This is a genomic window from Streptomyces tendae, from assembly GCF_014650435.1.
Taxonomy (GTDB): domain Bacteria; phylum Actinomycetota; class Actinomycetes; order Streptomycetales; family Streptomycetaceae; genus Streptomyces; species Streptomyces tendae.
In genome coordinates, this window is record NZ_BMUY01000003.1 from 411,100 (window position 1) to 431,320 (window position 20,221).

15 protein-coding genes and 2 pseudogenes are annotated in these 20,221 nt (G+C 71.2%); 7 read left to right on the plus strand and 10 right to left on the minus strand.

The window, feature by feature from the left end:
• Positions 1 to 55 precede the first annotated feature (55 nt).
• The 3 genes from IE258_RS10510 to IE258_RS10520 form a co-directional block, all read right to left on the minus strand.
• A complete protein-coding gene (locus IE258_RS10510) occupies positions 56 to 955 on the minus strand; it encodes an ABC transporter permease (RefSeq protein ID WP_189741975.1) in 900 nt (299 codons plus the stop codon).
• Entirely contained in the window at positions 952 to 3,603 is a 2,652-nt protein-coding gene (locus IE258_RS10515) for a CocE/NonD family hydrolase (protein ID WP_189741978.1), read from the minus strand. Before IE258_RS10515 ends, IE258_RS10510 begins: the two co-directional genes overlap by 4 nt.
• 147 nt (positions 3,604 to 3,750) lie before the next feature.
• On the minus strand, positions 3,751 to 5,181 hold the full coding sequence (locus IE258_RS10520) for an APC family permease (protein ID WP_189741981.1): 1,431 nt from the start codon (positions 5,179 to 5,181) through the stop codon (positions 3,751 to 3,753).
• Positions 5,182 to 5,524: 343 nt separating this feature from the next.
• On the opposite strand from IE258_RS10520, the gene IE258_RS10525 reads away from it, so the two are divergent.
• Positions 5,525 to 6,376: an SCO4651 family lipoprotein gene (locus IE258_RS10525; protein WP_189741983.1), complete on the plus strand. Its 852-nt coding sequence runs from the start codon at positions 5,525 to 5,527 to the stop codon at positions 6,374 to 6,376.
• Positions 6,377 to 6,431: 55 nt separating this feature from the next.
• On the opposite strand, the gene mmsA is transcribed toward IE258_RS10525, so the two are convergent.
• Both mmsA and IE258_RS42015 read right to left on the minus strand, forming a co-directional pair.
• Positions 6,432 to 7,934: a CoA-acylating methylmalonate-semialdehyde dehydrogenase gene (gene mmsA / locus IE258_RS10530; RefSeq protein ID WP_127895296.1), complete on the minus strand. Its 1,503-nt coding sequence runs from the start codon at positions 7,932 to 7,934 to the stop codon at positions 6,432 to 6,434.
• 14 nt (positions 7,935 to 7,948) lie between these two features.
• Positions 7,949 to 8,158: pseudogene (locus IE258_RS42015) on the minus strand (hypothetical protein); the annotation flags it as partial.
• Positions 8,159 to 8,716: 558 nt separating this feature from the next.
• On the opposite strand from IE258_RS42015, the gene IE258_RS10540 reads away from it, so the two are divergent.
• Together IE258_RS10540 and IE258_RS10545 are read left to right on the plus strand one after the other, a co-directional pair.
• A complete protein-coding gene (locus tag IE258_RS10540; protein WP_189741989.1) occupies positions 8,717 to 8,908 on the plus strand; it encodes a helix-turn-helix transcriptional regulator in 192 nt (63 codons plus the stop codon).
• A 55-nt stretch (positions 8,909 to 8,963) separates the two neighbouring features.
• Positions 8,964 to 9,584, plus strand: a complete 621-nt coding sequence (locus IE258_RS10545) for a GNAT family N-acetyltransferase (RefSeq protein WP_189741992.1) — start codon at positions 8,964 to 8,966, stop codon at positions 9,582 to 9,584.
• On the opposite strand, the gene IE258_RS10550 is transcribed toward IE258_RS10545, so the two are convergent.
• Complete coding sequence (locus IE258_RS10550) at positions 9,571 to 10,608, minus strand: zinc-dependent alcohol dehydrogenase family protein (protein ID WP_189741995.1); 1,038 nt, start codon at positions 10,606 to 10,608, stop codon at positions 9,571 to 9,573. The two genes, IE258_RS10545 and IE258_RS10550, sit on opposite strands and share 14 nt — an antisense overlap.
• Positions 10,609 to 10,827: 219 nt before the next feature.
• On the opposite strand from IE258_RS10550, the gene IE258_RS10555 reads away from it, so the two are divergent.
• Positions 10,828 to 11,070 carry a heavy-metal-associated domain-containing protein gene (locus IE258_RS10555; protein WP_087809250.1) on the plus strand — a complete coding sequence of 81 codons (243 nt, stop codon included), beginning with the start codon at positions 10,828 to 10,830 and terminating at the stop codon, positions 11,068 to 11,070.
• Positions 11,071 to 11,108: 38 nt separating this feature from the next.
• Complete coding sequence (locus IE258_RS10560) at positions 11,109 to 13,400, plus strand: heavy metal translocating P-type ATPase (protein WP_189741998.1); 2,292 nt, start codon at positions 11,109 to 11,111, stop codon at positions 13,398 to 13,400.
• Positions 13,401 to 14,072: 672 nt separating this feature from the next.
• On the opposite strand, the gene IE258_RS10565 is transcribed toward IE258_RS10560, so the two are convergent.
• On the minus strand, positions 14,073 to 15,371 hold the full coding sequence (locus IE258_RS10565; RefSeq protein ID WP_229892042.1) for a citrate synthase: 1,299 nt from the start codon (positions 15,369 to 15,371) through the stop codon (positions 14,073 to 14,075).
• A gap of 237 nt (positions 15,372 to 15,608) precedes the next feature.
• On the minus strand, positions 15,609 to 17,870 hold the full coding sequence (recD2, locus tag IE258_RS10570; protein WP_189742018.1) for an SF1B family DNA helicase RecD2: 2,262 nt from the start codon (positions 17,868 to 17,870) through the stop codon (positions 15,609 to 15,611).
• Positions 17,871 to 17,928: 58 nt separating this feature from the next.
• Between recD2 and IE258_RS10575 the strand changes: the two genes are divergently transcribed.
• Positions 17,929 to 18,480: a hypothetical protein gene (locus IE258_RS10575; RefSeq protein ID WP_189742022.1), complete on the plus strand. Its 552-nt coding sequence runs from the start codon at positions 17,929 to 17,931 to the stop codon at positions 18,478 to 18,480.
• Here IE258_RS10575 and IE258_RS10580 read toward each other — a convergent pair.
• Together IE258_RS10580 and IE258_RS10585 are read right to left on the minus strand one after the other, a co-directional pair.
• Positions 18,437 to 18,580, minus strand: coding sequence for a DUF397 domain-containing protein (locus tag IE258_RS10580; protein ID WP_373309740.1), 144 nt, complete (start codon positions 18,578 to 18,580; stop codon positions 18,437 to 18,439). The two genes, IE258_RS10575 and IE258_RS10580, sit on opposite strands and share 44 nt — an antisense overlap.
• A gap of 59 nt (positions 18,581 to 18,639) precedes the next feature.
• Positions 18,640 to 19,263 (minus strand): annotated as a pseudogene (locus IE258_RS10585) (DUF5753 domain-containing protein); the annotation flags it as partial.
• A gap of 333 nt (positions 19,264 to 19,596) precedes the next feature.
• Between IE258_RS10585 and IE258_RS10590 the strand changes: the two are divergent.
• Positions 19,597 to 20,055, plus strand: a complete 459-nt coding sequence (locus IE258_RS10590; RefSeq protein WP_189742024.1) for a peptidoglycan-binding domain-containing protein — start codon at positions 19,597 to 19,599, stop codon at positions 20,053 to 20,055.
• Positions 20,056 to 20,221 lie beyond the last annotated feature (166 nt).

Below are 20,221 nucleotides of genomic sequence, written 5' to 3' on the forward strand. Positions count from 1 at the left end.
CTCGAAGCGGGCACGGGGGCGGCCGGCCGAGACCGGTGGGTGATCCTCCGTTGACCTAGGACACGATGTCCTTGCGGGCGAAACCCCGGAAGGCCAGGGCGAACAGCACGAGCGCGTACGTTACCGAGACGGCCGTGCCCTGGATCATGCCCGACCACTCGGGGTTCGGCTGGACGGCGTCCGCCCAGGCGAACTGCCAGTGCGCGGGCAGGAAGTCGCGCCAGTGGCCGAGCGCCGTCACGGCGTCCAGGACGTTGCCGACGATGGTGAGGCCGACGGCGCCGCCGACCGCGCCCAGCGGGGCGTCGGTCCTGGTCGACAGCCAGAACGCGAGCGCGGCGGTGACCAGCTGGGACACGAAGATGTACGCGACGACCACCACCAGGCGCTGGGCGGCCGTGCCCGGGGCGAGCGAACCGCCGGTGGGGATGGCCAGCGGCCCCCAGCCGTAGGCGACCGTGCCCACGGCCAGCGCCACCAGGGGCAGCAGCACCATCGCGGCCAGGCTCAGCCCCAGCCCGACGGCCAGCTTGGACGCGAGCAGCCGGGCGCGCGGCACCGGGGCGGCGAGCAGGTAGCGCAGGGAGGACCAGCTCGCCTCGGAGGCCACGGTGTCCCCGCAGAACAGGGCGACCGGGACGACCAGCAGGAAGCCCGCCGAGACGAAGAGGTTGACGGCGGCGAAGTTGGCGCCGGAGGCGGTGGCGGTGTCCATCAGGGTGATGCGGTCGCCGGGTCCCTCCGGCTCGCCGCCGATCGCGAAGGCGACGACGAGGACGAACGGCAGGACGGCGAGGATCGCGCCCATGACCAGGGTGCGGCGCCGCTTGAGCTGGCGCACCAGCTCCACCCGCAGCGGCAGCGTGCGGCCCGCCCGGTAGCCGTACGCGGACTCCGACGCGGACGCCGCTTCGGGGGCGGGCCCGGTCGTCGCCGGCTTGGTGGGCGTGCTCATGCGGAACCTCCGATCAGGGTGAGGAAGGCGTCCTCCAGGCGGCGGTGCGGGCCGACCGACGCCACGGGGATCTCCAGCCGGACCAGTTCGGCGACCAGGCCGGGCGCGGTGCCGCCGGGGTCGAGGCGGACCAGGAGCCCGTCGTCGGTGTGCACGACCGAGGCGACGTCCGGCAGGGCCGCGACCTTGTCCACGAGCGGTTCGTCCACGGGCAGGCCGGTGCCGACCAGGAGGGTGTCGCCGGAGCCGATGATCTCGGCGACCGGGCCGGCCTGGACGAGTCGGCCCCGGTCCATGACCACGAGGTGGGTGCAGGACTGCTCGACCTCGGCCAGCAGGTGGCTGGAGACGATGACGGTGCGCCCGGCGGCCGCGTAGCGGATCATCACCTCGCGCATCTCGCGGATCTGCGGCGGGTCCAGGCCGTTGGTCGGCTCGTCGAGGATGAGCAGGTCGGGCAGGCCGAGCATGGCCTGGGCGATGGCGAGCCGCTGGCGCATGCCCTGGGAGTAGGTGCGCACCGCGCGGGCCAGCGCGTCGCCGAGCCCGGCGATCTCCAGGGCCTCGTCGAGGTGGGCGTCCTCGGGCGGGCGGCCGGTCGCCCGCCAGTACAGCTCCAGGTTCTCCCGGCCGGACAGGTGCGGCAGGAAGCCCGCGCCCTCGACGAAGGCGCCGACCCGGGACAGCACCGGGGCACCGGGCCGGATGGCGTGGCCGAAGACCCTGACCTCGCCGTCGTCCGGCTTGATCAGGCCCATCAGCATCCGCAGAGTCGTCGTCTTGCCCGCGCCGTTGGGCCCGAGCAGGCCGAGGACCTGGCCCTTCTCCACGCGGAAGGACAGCTCCCGCACCGCGTACCGCTCGGTGGACCCGGCGTAGCGCTTGCTCAGGCCGGTGATCTGCAGGGGCACGTCGGCGAGCGCCGGGTCGGGCGCGGGCGCGGCGGTGCGGCGGCGGGCCGTCCACAGCAGGGCCAGGGCGACGGCGGCACCGGCCAGGGGCAGCCACCACACCCAGGCGGGGAGGGGCGCGGCGGCGGTCGTCACGCCGGGGGCGGTCGGCACCTTCAGGTCGCCTTCGAGGGAGACGGTGTACGTCGCCGGGGCGGCCGGGGAGGCGTAGCCGAGGTCCGTGGAGGCGAGGACCAGGCGGAGGCGGTGGCCCTTCTCCACCTCGTGGTCGATCGCCGGGAGGGTGACCGTGACGTCCTTGCCCGCCTTGGCGTCCTCGACGCGGACGGGGGTCACCAGCTGCGACGGGAGCACGGGCGAGGTGCCGCCGGGGCCGACGTCGTACACCTTGGCGAACAGGACGGCGTCCTCGGTGGTGGAGCGGACGTGCACGGTGGCCGTCGGGGATCCGGTGATCCGCAGGTCGTCGCCGACCGGGGCGGACTCGAACGCGGCGTACTGGCCGGGGAAGTCCAGGGAGACCCCGAGGCCGAGCGAGGAGAGCTGGGAGAGCCCGCCGGCACCGCCGATGCCGGGGAGGGCGGAGACGGCGGGCGGGTTGGCCCCGGCGGGGTTGTCGACGCTCTGCTCCCGGCCGCGCAGGGGCACGGAGCGCTGTCCGTTCGTCAGGCCCGGGTAGCGGTCGGCGCTCGCGCCGCGCAACTGGGCCTGTCCGTCGGTGGAGTCGACGCCTCCGGTGCGGGTGACGCGGAAGGCCGGGCCGGTGCCGGCGCCCTCGTCGTCCTTGAGGTAGCGGTCGAACCAGGCGTCGATGCGTGCCTGGACGCGGTCGTTCTCCAGGTCGCCGCCGTCGTGGCCGCCCGCGATCCAGTCGACGTCCACCGGGGCGCCGTTCGCCCGGATCGCCTTCGCCGCGGCGTCGGCCTGGCCGAGCGGGAAGAGGGAGTCGGTCTGGCCCTGCGTCAGCAGCGTGGGCACCTTGATGCGCGCGCCCACCGCCTGCGGGCTGCGCGCTTCGAGGAGCTTGACGGCCTCGGCGTCGGGCGTGCCGGACTCGGCGACCCGTTGGTACATGCGGCACAGGTCCGCCTCGAACCGGTCGCAGCCGCCACCGGAGTTGACGAAGATGCCCGCCCACAGCTTCTTGAAGACGCCGTTCGGGAAGAGCGCGTCCGCCAGGTTCCAGTACGTGATGGCCGGGGCGACGGCGTCCACCCGGGTGTCGTGCCCGGCGGCGAGCAGGGCCACCGCGCCGCCGTAGGAGCCGCCGGCGATGCCGACGCGCGGGTCGCCGTCCTTGTCGAGCCGAACCTGGGGCTGCTCCGCGAGCCAGTCGATCAGGCGGGAGACGTCGGCGACCTCGCCGTCGGGCGCGTTCAGCCCGATCTTCCCCGTGGACTTCCCGAAGCCGCGCGCCGACCAGGTCAGGACCGCGTACCCGTCCCGCGCCAGGTCCTCGGCCTGCTCCCGTACGTCGTCCTTGCTGCCGCCGAAGCCGTGCGCGAGCAGGACGGCCGGGCGGCGGCCGCCGGAGCCCGCCGTGAAGTACGAGGTGTCCAGGCGCACGCCGTCGCCCACCGCCACGACCCGGTCGGCACGGCGCACCGGGGCCGGGTCGTCACCGGCGACGGCCGTCCACGTCCCGGCGCCGGCGAGCACGACGACGGCGGCCGCGGCGGAGAGCATCCGCCGCGGCCCCCGTAGCAGCCCTCGCACGCGGGGCAGTCGAAGATCCATGCGTCAACGGTACGGGCCGCCGCCGACAACGGGGGCCGCCCCGGGGCTGAACCGGCGGCCCTCCCACGGAAGTACGCGGCCGCTCGCGCGTACCACGGGCGCGGTAGGCCGGCCGGGGTCCGGCGGGCGGTCACGTCCCGTGGGCGGTCACGGCCCGGCGGGCTCGCGGACGTCCTGCGGGACCGTCACCAGCCAGCGGGTGTCGCGGCGCGGGCGCAGGTACAGGGCCCAGTACAGGGTGGCGACGGCGGCGATGGAGCCGGTCAGCAGCAGGTGGCTCGCCTCCTGCTGGGTCAGTACGTAGGCGAGCACCGCGATCAGCAGGACCGGCACCACCGGCCACAGGGGCATGCGCCACGCGTGCGCGTGCCGGTGGGCGCCGCGCCGGGACAGCAGTGCGGCGACCGCGACCAGCAGGTACATCGCGGTCACGGAGACGCCGGTGACGCCGTACAGGGTGTCGAGGTTGACGTAGCACAGCGCGGCGCCCGGCACGCCGACGGCGAGGGTGGCGACCCACGGGGAGCCGAACCGGCCGAGCCTGGCGAAGAGTCCGTTGACCGGGGCGGGCCACGCTTTGTCGCGGGCGGAGGCGAACAGGACGCGCGAGTTCTGGATGACCATGACGATGCCCGCGTTGACGATGGCGAGCGCCACGCACAGGCTGACGAAGGTGCCGACGGCGGAGTTGGACCAGGCGGTGACCATGGCGCCGATGTCGCCGCCGGTCAGCGCGGCCAGGTCGGACGCGCCGAAGGTGATGGCGACGACCGGGACCAGGATGATCACGGTGGAGATGGCGAGGGTGGCCAGCACCGTGCGGGCGACGTTGCGGCGCGGGTTCTCCAGCTCCTCGGAGAGGTAGACGGCGGTGGAGAAGCCCTGCGTGATGAAGAGGGCGATGGCGAGCCCGGAGACGACCAGCATCGCCGTCACGGGGTCCGCGCCGCCGCCCGTGCCGCCCACCTCCATCGACACCAGGCTGCCGGGTCCGCGCTCGGCGTGGGCGAAGCCCAGCACCGCGACGACGGCCGCGGCGATGACCTCCAGGACCAGGAAGACGCCGGTGATCCAGGCGTTGGCGCGCAGGTCGAGCAGCCCGGCGAGGGTGGCGAGCAGCATGACACCGGCGCCTGCCAGGGACGGGTCGAGGTGCAGGACCGGTTCGAGGTAGTCGGCCGTGCCCATCGCGATCACCGGGGGCACGATCATGACGACCAGCAGGGACAGCACGAAGACCAGCCAGCCCGCCAGGCGCCCGGCCATCGTCGACACCATGGCGTACTCGCCGCCCGCGCTGGGGACCAGCGTGCCCAGTTCCGAGTAGCAGAACGCCACGGCGACGCAGAGCAGGGAGCCGATGGCGATGGTCAGGGCGGTGGCGGTGCCGAGCGAGCCGAAGAGGTCGGGGACGACCACGAACAGCGTGGAGGCCGGGGTCACGCACGAGAGCGTCAGGAGCGTGCCGCCGACGACGCCGATGGAGCGCTTGAGCGTCCGTGACTCCACAGGGGCCGCGGGTGCCGGAACGTCCGGGGGCGCGGCAGCGGTCTCGACGGGGCGGAGCGTGTCGGTCATGGAGCGGTTCCGATCGACTCGTGCGGCGGTGGTTCGGACGGGAGCGCTATCGCCTCCGGCGGCTTCGTGCGTACGTGTTTTCGTCCACTCCCGGCGCTGCATAGAACACCGACGAAAACCAACGCGTCAATGGCTGTTTACCTACGAAATCCGCAACCAAATAGCCTCCTTGATCGCCGAAACAGTAGAAGAGGCAGTCTGGTTCCGCTTCTTGCGGCGGTACGGGAACCGCAACGTGGAGGGCGAAAAGACTGCCGACGTCCGGCATACGGACATGTCTGTGGGTCCCGGTACAGTCCGTCGCACAGATGAATCACAGGAACGCAGCAACGGGTGGGGACTCATGAAGCTGAAGTACACCGCGGCCTGGGTGGGGCTCACGGCGGCCGCGATGGTCACGGCCACCGCGTGCGGCTCGGAGGGCGCGAAGACGGCGGCGGAGACGGCCGACAAGGCCGTGGACAAGGCGGACACCATCATGGCGGCCCTCACCCGGGCCACCGACCGGACCGAGGAGCTGGGCTCCGCCGAGGTCAGGACGACGACGGAGCTGGGCACCGGCGAGCCGATCGCCATGGACGGCACCTACTCCTGGGGCGACGGCTACGCACTCGACGTGGAGATGGACACCGAGGCCGCGCAGATGCAGGAGCTCACGGACTCGCCGACCGTGCGCACCCTCTTCGTGGACGGCGCCTACTACTACGACATCGACCCGCAGCCCGCCGGCCCGCTCGCGGGCAAGGAGTGGATGAAGATCGACGGTTCGGCCGTGTTCGGCGAGTCCGGCGCCGCCACGATGGCCGGTGGCGGCGGCGAGGGCAGTCCGGCGGACTCCATGAAGGGCCTCAAGTACGCCAGTGACGTCGACGATCTCGGCAAGGAGACCGTCAACGGCAAGTCGGCGACCCACTACCGCGCGGTGCTCGACGAGCAGGACCTCGGCAAGTTCAAGGAGGTCTTCAAGGGCGACGACAGCATGCTCAACTCCGCCACCGGCGACGGCTCGATCACCATGGAGATCTGGGTGGGCGCCAAGGACCTGCCGGTGCGCCTGAAGCAGGACTTCGGCGCCATGACGGTCACCATGGACTTCGACAAGTGGGGCGCCACGAAGGACATCGTCGCCCCGCCCGCCGACCAGGTCGGTGACCTCACGCAGGAGGTGAAGGACGCCGGCCTGCAGCAGGGCTGAGAAGACGCGAAGGTGCCTCCGTCCCGCCGGGAGCGGGACCGAGGCACCGTGTGTCTCAGTGGTTGCGCGGGAAACCCAGGTCCACGCCTGCCGGGGCGTCGGCCGGGTCCGGCCAGCGGGTGGTGACGACCTTGCCGCGGGTGTAGAAGTGCGTGCCGTCGTTGCCGTAGATGTGGTGGTCGCCGAAGAGCGAGTCCTTCCAGCCGCCGAAGGAGTGGTAGCCGACGGGGACCGGGATCGGCACGTTCACGCCGACCATGCCGGCCTCGATCTCCAGCTGGAAGCGGCGGGCCGCGCCGCCGTCCCGGGTGAAGATCGCGGTGCCGTTGCCGAACGGCGAGGCGTTGATGAGGGCCACGCCCTCCTCGTACGTCTCGGCGCGCAGCACGCACAGGACGGGGCCGAAGATCTCGTCCTGGTACGCCTTCGCGCCGGTCGGCACCCGGTCGAGCAGGGAGATGCCGATCCAGTGGCCGTCCTCGTGGCCGTCGACCGTGTAGCCGGTGCCGTCCAGGACGACCTCGCAGCCCTCGGCCGCCGCGCCCGCGACGTAGGAGGCGACCTTGTCGCGGTGCGCCTTGGTGATCAGCGGGCCCATCTCCGAGGCCGGGTCGGTGCCGGGACCGATCTTGATCTTCTCGGCACGCTCGCGGATCTTCTCCACCAGTTCGTCGCCGACGGCGCCGACCGCGACGACCGCGGAGATCGCCATGCAGCGCTCGCCGGCCGAGCCGTAGGCCGCGCTGACCGCCGCGTCGGCCGCCGCGTCGAGGTCGGCGTCGGGCAGCACCAGCATGTGGTTCTTGGCGCCGCCGAGTGCCTGCACGCGCTTGCCGTTCGCGGAGGCGGTGGTGTGGATGTAGCGGGCGATCGGCGTGGAGCCGACGAAGGAGACCGCCTTGACGTCCGGGTGCTCCAGGAGGCGGTCCACGGCCACCTTGTCGCCGTGCACGACGTTGAAGACGCCGTCCGGCAGACCGGCCTCGGAGAGCAGTTCGGCGACCTTCACGGCGGCCGAGGGGTCCTTCTCGCTCGGCTTGAGCACGAAGGTGTTGCCGCAGGCGATGGCGATCGGGAACATCCACAGCGGCACCATCGCCGGGAAGTTGAACGGCGTGATGCCCGCGACGACGCCGAGCGGCTGCCGGATCGAGGACACGTCGACGCGGGTGGCGACCTGCGTCGACAGCTCGCCCTTGAGCTGGACGGTGATCCCGCAGGCCAGGTCGACGATCTCCAGGCCGCGCGCGACCTCGCCGAGCGCGTCGGAGTGCACCTTGCCGTGCTCGGCGGTGATCAGCTCGGCGATCTCGTCGCGGTGCGCGTCCAGCAGCGCCCGGAACTTGAAGAGGATCGAGGTCCGCTGCGCCAGGGACGACTGACCCCAGGTCAGGTACGCCTCCTTGGCGGCGGCGACCGCGGCGTCCACCTCGTCGACGGAGGCGAAGGCGACCTTGGTGGTGACCTCGCCGGTCGCCGGGTTCGTCACCGGCCCGTACGTGCCCGAGGCGCCTTCGGCGGTCTTGCCGCCGATCCAGTGGTTGACGATGTTCGTCATGACCGAGAACTCCTTCACAGATGGCGGCGACGGGTCCAGACGTGCCGTTGGTGCAGCTCGCGCTGCTCGTGCAGCTCACGGGCCGGGACCGGTGACGCTCGGGTCGCGGTCTCGGCCATGACTCCATCCCAGCAGCCCCGGGCCGCGAGCGCGCCCGACACTGTGTCTGCGGTTCGGGTGTCCGCGTAGACACGTGGGGCAGTGTGCGCGGTGCGCGCCGGGGCGCGACGCGGGGACCTCCGGCGCGGAGCCGGTGCGAGCGGGGAGTTGGCGCTCGTGCCTCGCTCCTGCCAGGGCGAGGCCGCCTTCCCGCGCCGGAGGCGTTCGGTGGGGGAACCGGCGACCGGGCCGAGTGCCCTCGGGTCGTGCGCCATCGCGTTCCCTTCTTGCCCGCCCTTGCGTCTCCCCGGTTTCTAGCCCTGTGCGTGCGGCCTGTCAATGTTTTGTCCGGACATTCGGACGACGTGATCCGGGTGGCCGCCCGGGGACCCCCCGCGGGCGCACGAGGGGACGTACGGCGGAGCACGCCCGACCGCCGCAGTCAACGCGCCGCGCCTGAACGACGGCGTACGCCTGTGTGGCACTCGTGTCACAAAAGCGCCCTCCGGGTCACACATGTCACGGGCGCACGGGGCTTCCGTCACACCCGGGAACGGCCCCTGACCGCCCCGCGCCCGGCGTCGTTCACCCGGAACAGGCTTGGTGATCGCCAGCGCAGCGCCCGGCTCCCCCCGGCGGCCGTCCCCGGTCGCCGCCGCGGCGCGCGCAGGGAGGTGCAACGAGTGACCGACCGAAGGCTCTGGTCCTACAAGGACATCGCGGCCCACATCCACGTCCAGCCGGACACCGTGCGGTCGTACCGCAAGCACGGGCTGCTGCCCCCGCCCGACCACGTGGAGGGCGGGAAGCCGTACTGGTACGCGGAGACGGTCCGGTCCTGGGTGGCGTCCCGCCCGCGCAATCGGAACAAGTAGGGGCGGCCGGAAAACCGTTCGGTGCCCCGCGGCAGCGTGGGGCACAGTTCGGGCCATGGACTTCTCCGTCAAACCCCTGCTGACCGGTGACAAGGCCGTGCTGCGGCCGTTCACCGAGGCGGACGCCGAGCGCATGTGGGAGATCGTCAACGATCCCGAGGTCACGCACTTCACCGGCTCCCCGCCGCGCGAACTCACCCCTCAGGTGCTGCGCGACTGGTACGGCACCCGCAGCGCCCGACCCGACCGCCTGGACCTCGCCGTCACCGACCTCGCCGACGGGGAACTGCTCGGCGAGGTCGTGCTCCACGACTGGGAGCCCGAGAACCGTTCCTGCACCTTCCGCACCCTGATCGGCCCGCGCGGACGCGGCCGCGGCGTCGGCACCGAGGCGACCCGGCTGATCGTCGGCCACGCCTTCGAGGAACTCGGCCTGCACCGCGTCCAGCTGGATGCCTACGCCCACAACCACCGGGCGCTGCGGGTCTACGAGAAGGTCGGCTTCGTACGCGAGGGCGTGCGGCGCGAGGTGGAGCGGCGGGACGGGGTGTGGGTGGACGAGGTCCTGATGGCCGTCCTCGACCACGAGTGGGCCGTGCACCGCGGGCACCCCGCCGCGCAACGGCACGGCGACTCCGTCCCCGGGCGCCCCGGGGCGGCCGTCACGGCTCGATGACCGTCACCCCGGCGCCGGGCGCCGTCCCCATCGCCGCGAGGGCCGCCGGGACCGCCTCGAGGCCGATGGTGGACGTCACCAGCAGGTCGGGCCGGAGCACTCCGGCGCGGACCAGCTCCAGCATCGGCGGGTAGGTGTGCGCGGCCATCCCGTGGCTGCCCAGGAGCTCCAGCTCCAGGGCGACCGCGCGGGCCATCGGCACCGGTGTGGTGCCGTCCGCCGAGGGCAGCAGCCCGACCTGGACGTGCCGGCCGCGGCGGCGCAGGCCGGCCACGGACGCGGCGCAGGTGACGGGCGAGCCGAGGGCGTCCAGCGAGAGGTGGGCGCCGGAGCCGGTGAGGTCGCGGACGGCCGCCGCCGTGTCCGGCGTCCGGGAGGCGTCCACGCACTCCACCGCGCCGAAGGCGCGCGCCAGCTCCAGCGCGCGGGCCGACACGTCCACGGCGACCACGCGCGCACCCGCCGCCGCGGCGATCATCACCGCGGACAGCCCGACGCCCCCGCAGCCGTGCACCGCGACCCACTCCCCCGCCGCGACACGCCCCTGCTGCACCACGGCCCGGAACGCGGTGGCGAACCGGCAGCCGAGCGAGGCGGCCGTGGCGTACGACATGCCGTCGGGCACCGCGACGAGGTTGACGTCGGCGTGGTCGAGCGCCACGTACTCGGCGAAGGAACCCCAGTGGGTGAAGCCCGGCTGGGTCTGGCGCTCGCACACCTGCTGGTCCCCCGCCGCGCACGCCGCGCAGCTCCCGCAGGCGCAGACGAAGGGCACGGTCACCCGGTCCCCGGGCCGCCACCCGGTCACCCGGGCGCCGACCGCCTCGACGACACCGGCGAGTTCGTGGCCGGGCACGTGCGGCAGCACGATGTCCGGGTCGTGGCCCTGCCAGCCGTGCCAGTCGCTGCGGCACAGCCCGGTGGCCTCGACGCGCACCACGACGCCGTGCGGCGCGGGCGCGGGGTCGGCGACCTCGCGTGCCTCGGCCGGCTCCCCGAACCGCTCGAACACGACCGCGCGCATCCGTCACCCTCACTTCCGTAGTGTCGTGACCGTGGTGGTCGCGACTGCCGTGACCATGGTGGTCGTGAACGTCGTGGCGGTGTTTCCGCCTTTCGCCCCTCATCTCACGGCAGACCCATTCGACGCCATACCCCCTAGGGGTACAGTGGACGATGAGTGGTCCAGCCCGGACCCGCGGGTACCCGCCCGCGCACGCCCCCTCCACCGAGGAGTAACGACATGACCGCCCAGACCGACACCACCCAGGGCTCCGTCACCACCGTCTACAAGGTGAGCGGAATGAGCTGCGGCCACTGCGAGGGCGCCGTCTCCGGCGAGATCTCCGAGATCGCGGGCGTCGGCTCCGTGCAGGCCGTCGCCTCCACCGGCGAGGTCACCGTCGTCTCCGAGGCCCCCCTCGACGACGCGGCCGTGCGCGCCGCCGTGGACGAGGCGGGCTTCGAGCTCGTCGGCCGGGTCTGAGCCCCGGCGCACCCACCCCCCGTCCTGGAGTCCGGACCATGACCAGCACCACCGCGGACACCCGCACCAGCGCGGACACCCCCACCACGCCGGCCGCCGAGCCCGGCCACACCGAGGTCGAGCTGCTCATCGGCGGGATGACCTGCGCCTCCTGCGCGGCTCGCGTCGAGAAGAAGCTGAACCGCATGGACGGTGTCACCGCCACGGTGAACTACGCGACGGAGAAGGCCAGGGTCAGCTACCCGGCGACCACCGAGGTCGCCGACCTGATCGCCACCGTCGTGAAGACCGGGTACACCGCCGAGGAGCCCGCGCCGCCGCCGGAGCCCTCGGACGAGCCCGGCTCCGGGGAGGGCGGTTCCGGAGAGGACGGCGACGACCCGGAGCTGTCGGCCCTCCGGCAGCGCCTGGTCGTCTCGGTCCTCCTCGCCGCGCCCGTCGTGCTGCTCGCGATGGTCCCGGCGCTCCAGTTCGACAACTGGCAGTGGCTCTCGCTCACCCTCGCCGCGCCGGTCGTGGTGTGGGGCGGGCTGCCCTTCCACCGCGCCGCCTGGACGGGCCTTCGGCACGGCGCGGCCACCATGGACACGCTGGTCTCGCTCGGCACGCTGGCGGCGTTCGGCTGGTCCCTGTGGGCGCTGTTCTTCGGCGACGCGGGCATGCCGGGCATGCGGCACGGCTTCGACCTCACCGTCTCCCGCACCGACGGCGCCTCCGCGATCTACCTGGAGGCCGCCGCCGGGGTCACCGCCTTCCTCCTCCTCGGCCGTTGGCTGGAGGCTCGCTCCAAGCGCCGCGCGGGGGCTGCCCTGCGGGCGCTGATGGAGCTGGGCGCGAAGGACGTGGCCGTGCTGCGCGAGGGTCGCGAGGTGCGGATACCGGTGTCCCGGCTGGCGGTGGGCGACCGGTTCGTCGTACGGCCCGGCGAGAAGATCGCCACCGACGGCACGGTGACCGAGGGCGCCTCGGCCGTGGACGCCTCCCTGCTGACCGGCGAGTCCGTGCCGGTGGACGTCACCGTCGGCGACGCCGTCACCGGCGCCACGGTGAACGCCGGGGGCCGGCTGGTGGTCGAGGCGACCCGGGTCGGCGCGGACACCCAGCTGGCGCGGATGGCCAAGCTGGTGGAGGACGCGCAGAGCGGCAAGGCCGAGGTGCAGCGGCTCGCCGACCGGATATCCGGCGTCTTCGTGCCCGTCGTGCTGGTGATCGCGGTCGCGACCTTCGGCGGGTGGCTCGGCGCCACGGGTGACACGGTCGCGGCGTTCACCGCAGCCGTCGCCGTACTGATCATCGCCTGCCCGTGCGCGCTGGGCCTGGCCACCCCGACCGCCCTGCTGGTCGGCACCGGGCGCGGCGCCCAGCTCGGCATCCTCATCAAGGGCCCCGAGGTCCTGGAGTCCACGCGGCGCGTCGACACGGTCGTCCTGGACAAGACCGGCACCGTCACCACCGGCCGCATGACCCTGCACGAGGTCCACGCCGCCGAGGGCACCGACGAGGAGGAGCTGCTGCGGCTCGCGGGCGCCGTCGAGCACGCCTCCGAGCACCCCGTGGCCCGCGCGATCGCGGCCGGTGCCGAGATGGGGGTCGGCACGCTGCCGGGCGTCGAGGACTTCACGAACGTACCGGGACGCGGCGTACGCGCCCGCGTGGAGGGCCGCGAGGTGTCCGTGGGGCGCCTCCACGACGCGCTGCCGCCCGAGGTCGCCCGTGCGGCGGACGAGGCCGAGAGGAACGGCCGTACGGCCGTCGTCGTCGGCTGGGACGGCACGGCGCGCGGGGTCCTCGCCGTGGCGGACGCGGTCAGGGAGACCAGCGCCGAGGCGGTGGCCGAACTGCGCCGCCTGGGCCTCACCCCCGTCCTCCTGACCGGGGACAACCGCCGGGTGGCCGAGTCGGTCGCGGCGGCCGTCGGCATCGACGAGGTGATCGCCGAGGTGCTGCCCGAGGACAAGGTCGCGGTGGTGGAGCGGCTGCGGGCCGAGGGCCGTACGGTCGCCATGGTCGGCGACGGTGTCAACGACGCCGCCGCGCTCGCCACCGCCGACCTGGGCCTGGCGATGGGCACGGGGACGGACGCGGCGATCGAGGCGGGCGACCTGACGCTGGTGCGCGGGGACCTGCGGGTGGCGGCGGACGCGATCCGGCTGTCCCGGCGCACCCTGGCCACGATCAAGGGCAACCTGGTGTGGGCCTTCGGCTACAACGTCGCCGCCCTGCCGCTGGCCGCCGCGGGGCTGCTGAACCCGATGATCGCGGGGGCGGCGATGGCCTTCTCGTCGGTCTTCGTGGTCACCAACAGCCTCCGGCTGCGCGCCTTTCACTAGCTCCGGACCGGTCCGCATTTCATGCAGGTCGAGGGGCTGCGCCTCTGGAGTCCGGCACGTCCCTCACATAAGCTCTTCACAAGGCTCGCGCATCTTCCTTACGCTGGAGCCCCGTCCGACGTACGGGGCTCTTGCGCACCTAACGGACATATGCAAGAGACGCAGATCACAGTGATGCGAACGTAACCATCGAAGGGGTTCGAAGGTCTAAGTTGGCGATGTCAGGCAGCGTCTTGGGGGGCGCGACCTGGCATCTGGGGATGTCTTGGGGGACTTTCCCAGAGCTGCGTTGCCGGGACACGTACACCGGGAAGCTTTGAGCGGCCCTCCCGGGCGTGCGCTGTCCCGGCAGACCGCACGACGAGCACCACCAGCACGACAAGCACCACCAGCACGACAAGCAACACCAGCACCACCAGCACCACCAGCACGACACAGCGAATTCAGGCGCTGTCCTCACAGACGCCCGGCCGGATCCCGTGGGGGGAATCCGCACCGGGACATGGGAAGGCGCCCTGGATCGTCGGCCCGTGGGGGGACCGGCGCCAGGGCGCCTTCTGCTGTTCCCGCACCGTTCGGTGGTCCCGCACGGAAAAGTCCCGTACCACTCGGGGCGGTACGGGACTCACCGGATGCGCGGCGACCAGGTGCGCTGCGGGGGTGCCTTACGGCTCAGCGCGCCTCGACGGGGACGAAGTCGCGCTCGACGACGCCCGTGTAGATCTGGCGCGGGCGGCCGATGCGGGAACCCGGCTCCTTGATCATCTCGTGCCACTGGGCGATCCAGCCCGGCAGCCGGCCGAGGGCGAACAGGACCGTGAACATCTCGGTCGGGAAGCCCATGGCCCGGTAGATCAGGCCGGTGTAGAAGTCGACGTTCGGGTAGAGGCTGCGCGAGACGAAGTAGTCGTCGGAGAGCGCGTGCTCCTCCAGCTTGAGCGCGATGTCCAGCAGCTCGTCGGACTTGCCGAGCGCGGAGAGGACGTCGTGCGCGGCGGCCTTGATGATCTTGGCGCGCGGGTCGAAGTTCTTGTAGACCCGGTGGCCGAAGCCCATCAGGCGGACGCCGTCCTCCTTGTTCTTCACCTTGCGGATGAAGGAGTCGACGTCGCCGCCCGCGTCGCGGATGCCTTCCAGCATCTCCAGCACCGACTGGTTGGCGCCGCCGTGCAGCGGGCCCCACAGGGCGTTGATGCCGGCGGAGATCGAGGCGAACATGTTCGCCTGCGAGGAGCCGACCAGGCGGACCGTGGAGGTCGAGCAGTTCTGCTCGTGGTCCGCGTGCAGGATCAGCAGCTTGTCGAGGGCCGCGACGACCGTCGGGTCCAGCTCGTACTCCTGCGCCGGCACCGAGAACGTCATGCGCAGGAAGTTCTCGACGTAGCCGAGGTCGTTGCGCGGGTAGACGAACGGGTGGCCGATCGACTTCTTGTACGCGTAGGCCGCGATGGTCGGAAGCTTCGCGAGCAGCCGGATCGTGGAGAGGTTGCGCTGCCGCTCGTCGAACGGGTTGTGGCTGTCCTGGTAGAAGGTGGACAGCGCCGAGACCACCGAGGACAGCATGGCCATCGGGTGGGCGTCGCGCGGGAAGCCCTTGTAGAAGTTCTTGACGTCCTCGTGCAGCAGGGTGTGCTGCGTGATCTCGTCCTTGAACGCGGACAGTTCGTCGACGGTCGGCAGCTCACCGTTGATCAGCAGGTAGGCGACCTCGACGAAGGAGGAGCGCTCGGCCAGCTGCTCGATCGGGTAGCCGCGGTACCGCAGGATGCCGGCTTCGCCGTCCAGATAGGTGATGGCGGATTTATAGGCGGCGGTGTTGCCGTAACCGCTGTCCAGCGTCACCAGACCGGTCTGGGCGCGGAGCTTCCCGATGTCGAAGCCCTTGTCGCCGACGGTGCTGTCGATCACCGGGTAGGTGTACTCGCCATCGCCGTACCGCAGTACTACCGAGTTGTTGGTGTGCTCGCTCACGTCTTCCCTCACCGACGTAGTGCCTCATCTTCGAGGTGCCCTGACTGTCTCTACCATCCCCCACTTGGCTCAGGAGAGTGCACTCGGGGTCGACCATCGGGCCTATTGGCGGCACTCAGTGCCGCCAACTTGCTCATCCTGCCCCCTGTGGGGCCCATCCGGAAGTGCTGTGTGACCTTTCCGACTCGTTTGATCGATCATTTTTTTCACACGGGTCGGGAGGTTTACGGGAAGGCTTCACGTCCGGGGGCCCGCCAGCCGGAAGTCGAGCGCCGTACAGCGTCGTCCGGCCGACACCGTCCGCACCGCCTGCCCGATCGCCTTGCGCGAGCCGACGAGGACGACCAGCTTCTTCGCCCGGGTGACCGCCGTGTACAGCAGGTTGCGCTGGAGCATCATCCAGGCGCCGGTCGTCACGGGGATCACGACGGCCGGATACTCGCTTCCCTGGGACCGGTGGATGGTGACCGCGTACGCGTGAGCCAGTTCATCGAGTTCGTCGAAGTCGTACGGCACCTCCTCGTCCTCGTCGGTCAGCACCGTGAGGCGCTGGTCCACCGGGTCGAGCGAGGTGACGACGCCGACGGTGCCGTTGAAGACGCCGTTCTCGCCCTTCTCGTAATTGTTGCGGATCTGGGTGACCTTGTCGCCGACCCGGAAGACCCGGCCGCCGAACCGCTTCTCCGGCACGTCCGGGCGGCCCGGGGTGACGGCCTGCTGGAGCAGCCCGTTCAGCGTCCCGGCCCCGGCGGGTCCCCGGTGCATGGGCGCCAGCACCTGCACGTCCCGGCGCGGGTCGAGCCCGAACTTCGCGGGGATGCGCCGCGCGGCGACGTCGACGGTGAGCCGCCCGGCCTCCTCCGTATCGTCCTCGACGAAGAGGAAGAAGTCCTTCATCCCGTCGGTGACGGGGTGCTGCCCGGCGTTGATCCGGTGCGCGTTGGTGACCACGCCGGACTGCTGTGCCTGCCGGAAGACGCGGGTGAGCCGGACGGCGGGGACGGGGCTGCCGGGCGCCAGCAGATCCCGGAGCACTTCCCCGGCCCCCACGCTGGGCAACTGGTCGACGTCCCCGACGAGCAGCAGATGGGCCCCCGGCGGTACGGCCTTGGCGAGCTTGTTGGCGAGGAGCAGATCGAGCATCGACGCCTCGTCCACCACCACCAGGTCGGCGTCGAGCGGCCGCTCCCGGTCGTAGGCCGCGTCTCCGCCGGGCTTCAGCTCCAGCAGCCGGTGCACGGTGGACGCCTCGGCGCCGGTCAGCTCGGCGAGCCGCTTGGCGGCCCGGCCGGTGGGCGCGGCGAGCACGACCTTCGCCTTCTTGGCCCGCGCCAGCTCCACGATGGACCGCACGGTGAAGGACTTGCCGCAGCCGGGCCCGCCGGTGAGCACGGCGACCTTCTCGCTGAGCGCGAGCTTGACGGCGGCCTCCTGCTCGGGCGCGAGGTCGGTGCCCGTGCGCCCCTTCAGCCACCCGAGCGCCTTGTCCCAGGCCACGTCCTGGAAGCCGGGCATCCGGTCGTCGTCGGTGTGCAGGAGACGGCGCAACTGCCCGGCCAGGGCCAGCTCGGCCCGGTGGAAGGGCACGAGGTAGACGGCGGTGATCGGCTCACCCCCCTCCGGGTGCGGCACCTTCTCCCGCACGACTCCGGGGTCCTCGTCCGGCTCCTCCGGCTCGGCGGCCAGCTCCCCCAGGCACTCGATGACGAGCCCGGTGTCCACCTGGAGCAGCTTCACCGCGTCGGCGATCAGCTTCTCCTCGGGGAGGTAGCAGTGCCCCTGGTCGGTGGCCTGCGACAGCGCGTACTGCAGCCCGGCCTTGACCCGCTCCGGGCTGTCGTGCGGGATCCCGACGGACTGGGCGATCTTGTCGGCGGTGAGGAAGCCGATGCCCCAGACGTCGGCGGCGAGCCGGTAGGGCTGGTTCTTGACGACGGAGATCGAGGCGTCCCCGTACTTCTTGTAGATCCGCACGGCGATGGAGGTGGACACCTCGACGGTCTGGAGGAACAGCATGACCTCCTTGATCGCCTTCTGCTCCTCCCAGGCGTCGGCGATCTTCTTGGTCCGCTTGGGCCCGAGCCCGGGCACCTCGATGAGCCGCTTGGGCTCCTCCTCGATGATGGTGAGGGTGTCGAGCCCGAAGTGCTGCGTGATCCGGTCGGCGAAGATCGGCCCGATCCCCTTGACCAGCCCGGACCCCAGATAACGCCGGATGCCCTGCACGGTGGCGGGCAGCAGCGTCGTGTAGTTCTCCACGTGGAACTGCTTGCCGTACTGCGGGTGCGACCCCCAGCGCCCCTCCATCCGCAGTGACTCCCCCACCTGCGCACCGAGCAGCGCGCCGACGACGGTCAGCAGATCGCCGGCGCCTCTGCCGGTGTCGACGCGGGCGACCGTGTAGCCGTTCTCCTCGTTGGCGTACGTGACGCGCTCCAGAACACCTTCGAGGGTGGCGAGCCGCCGCTCGCCGGGGGCCGCGGGGGGCTGGGTGGGCATGATCCGACGGTACCGGTGGGGTGTGACAGCGGTGCACGGTCCGGCAAGATCGGGGAACATGGGGCTGACCTACGGCTACGACGTCTATCTGCGTCCGCGGAACGTCGCGGGGGCGCTGGCCGCCGTGGCCGAGTTGGCGCCGCCGTCCCGGGACGTGCCGCCGCTCGATGTCACGCTGCCCGGCGGCCAGTGGATCACCCTCCCCTTCACGTCCGGCTTCCGCAGCGAGCCGGTCGACTGCTCCGCGCGCGACACCCTGGACCTGGACACGTCCCTCATGTTCCCGGTCGACGACGCGGTGCGGGCGTACGCGGAGTCGTACGGACTCCCGCCCGAGGAGAACGGACGGGTCCGGATCGGGTACGTCTACCTGACGGTCCGGTTCCGTTCCTTCCTCGATCCCCGGTACACCTCCCTGGAGTTCTGGGCGGCGACGTCGGGCATGAGCCGCCTGTTCGAGCGGTCGGCGAGCATCAGGAGGACGTTCACCGACCTCGCCGCCGCCGTCGGCGCCGAATGCTGCCAGTTCGACGTGGGCGACGGCAGCCCCGGGGAGGTGTGCTGGGTCAGCGGGGAGGCGGGTTTCCCTCCGGCTCCTCCATCGCCGTGAGGAAGCGCGTGAAGGCGGCGCGGGGGAAGGTGAGAGTGGCTCGGGTGGGGGCCTTGCTGTCGCGGACGGCGACGTGGGTGGCCGACGTGGCTATCTCCACGCATTCGTTGCCATCCCCCGGACCCGAGTGGGAGGACTTGCGTCAGTTCTCCATGGGGCTCAGAACTCCTTCGACAGGCTGCGGATGAAGTCACGCGACTGTTCGGGGTCGAGTGACGCGGACTCCACCTTAAGAAAGCTCGTTCGATAGGTGTTGAGCTGAGCCTCGGAATCGATGAACGCCGATCCGTGCAGTGCGTCGCGCACCACTGTGTCCAGCTTTGGTACAGGTCCGCCCACGTAGGTCATGGTGCTGGAGGCTCCGGAGAATCCGTCCAGGTCGAAGGGGATGACGCGTACGGTGACATGGTCCTCCTCGGAAAGCTCCAGGAGTCGCGCCAGTTGCGCTTTCGACGTGGCACGGTCGCTGACCCTGATGCGAAGCGCCGCCTCATGGATGACCGCTTCGTAAGGGGTGGTGAACTTCTGCCGGGCCCTGCGGTGCTGAATGCGCAACTCCAGCTCCTCGGAAGTCAGTTCCAGCAATCTGGCGGAGAAGACGGCCCGCGAACAGTCCTCGGTCTGAAGCAGCCCCGGCACGTACAGGATCGCGACGTGGTGGAGGAATCGGGCGTGGAGCTCCAGCTCGGACAGGTCCAGAAATGACGTGGGCAGGAGACCGCGGTAATCCTCCCATCAGCCGTTCGTCCGTTCGATGGCCATGGTTACGAGGGCGTCGATGAAGTGAGGCGGTGCACGACTGACGAAGTTCCCTGCACGGACGACAAAGTCCGAAGCCGACGATGACCCTAAGGTCCATGGGCGAGGCCAGAGAAGGGGAAGTCACATGCGCGCCATCTCGCGCAGACCGCAGGTTCTGCCCGGACCCCCATGTTCCGGCCTCATTGTGCATCAGCTGTAGCGCGAACAGGGTCCCGTCATAGTGACTCGGCAGGCAACGTTTCAGCAGGTCAGCGAGCGGGACGTCCCGGGACGAGGTCACTTCCGCGTCAGCCGTGGCCGGACATCGTGCCGGTGCCGCAGTCTCGTCGTCAGCTACCTACGAACTGGAGAACCGTGAACAGAAACCGTTTCAAGGTCGGCGCCATCAGTGCCATCACCGGCGTGATCTCGACGCTGCTGGTTGGTTTGACCGCGAGCCCTGCCTCTGCCGCCACCCCCGAGTGCAACAGAGCCACGATCACGACGGCCGCCCCAAACACCCCCAGCGGGCGGTATCTCTACCTGCCTAGGTACTACAACGGCGGCGGCTCCAACTACGCCTGCTGGATGGCCTACGGAACCACAGGCGAGGGAGTCAAAGCGCTTCAGCAGGCAATCAACCTTTGCTACAACAACATCCCTAATCTTGAGGTCGATTGGAGCTACGGGAGCGCCACCCGAGCAGCGGTACGCGCTGTTCAAGCGGAGCACCGAATCAAGGTAGACGGCGAGTACGGCCCCGACACCTACTCCGCCATGAGGTTTCCGTTGTATCGGACCGTCGACAATGCGTTCTCCGGCGCCTGCATGTAGGAGCTGTGCGGACATCGTCAGCGTCGGGTGTCGCAGGCCAGAACATCGGTGGCGATCTGGCCTGGGTCACCCGCTGTGGTCTTGGACTCCTCGCCGGTGGAGGGGTTGGCTAGCCTCGAAGTTTCGTGACAGGCCGCCGACGGAGTCGGTGGCCCGCTTTCGTGCT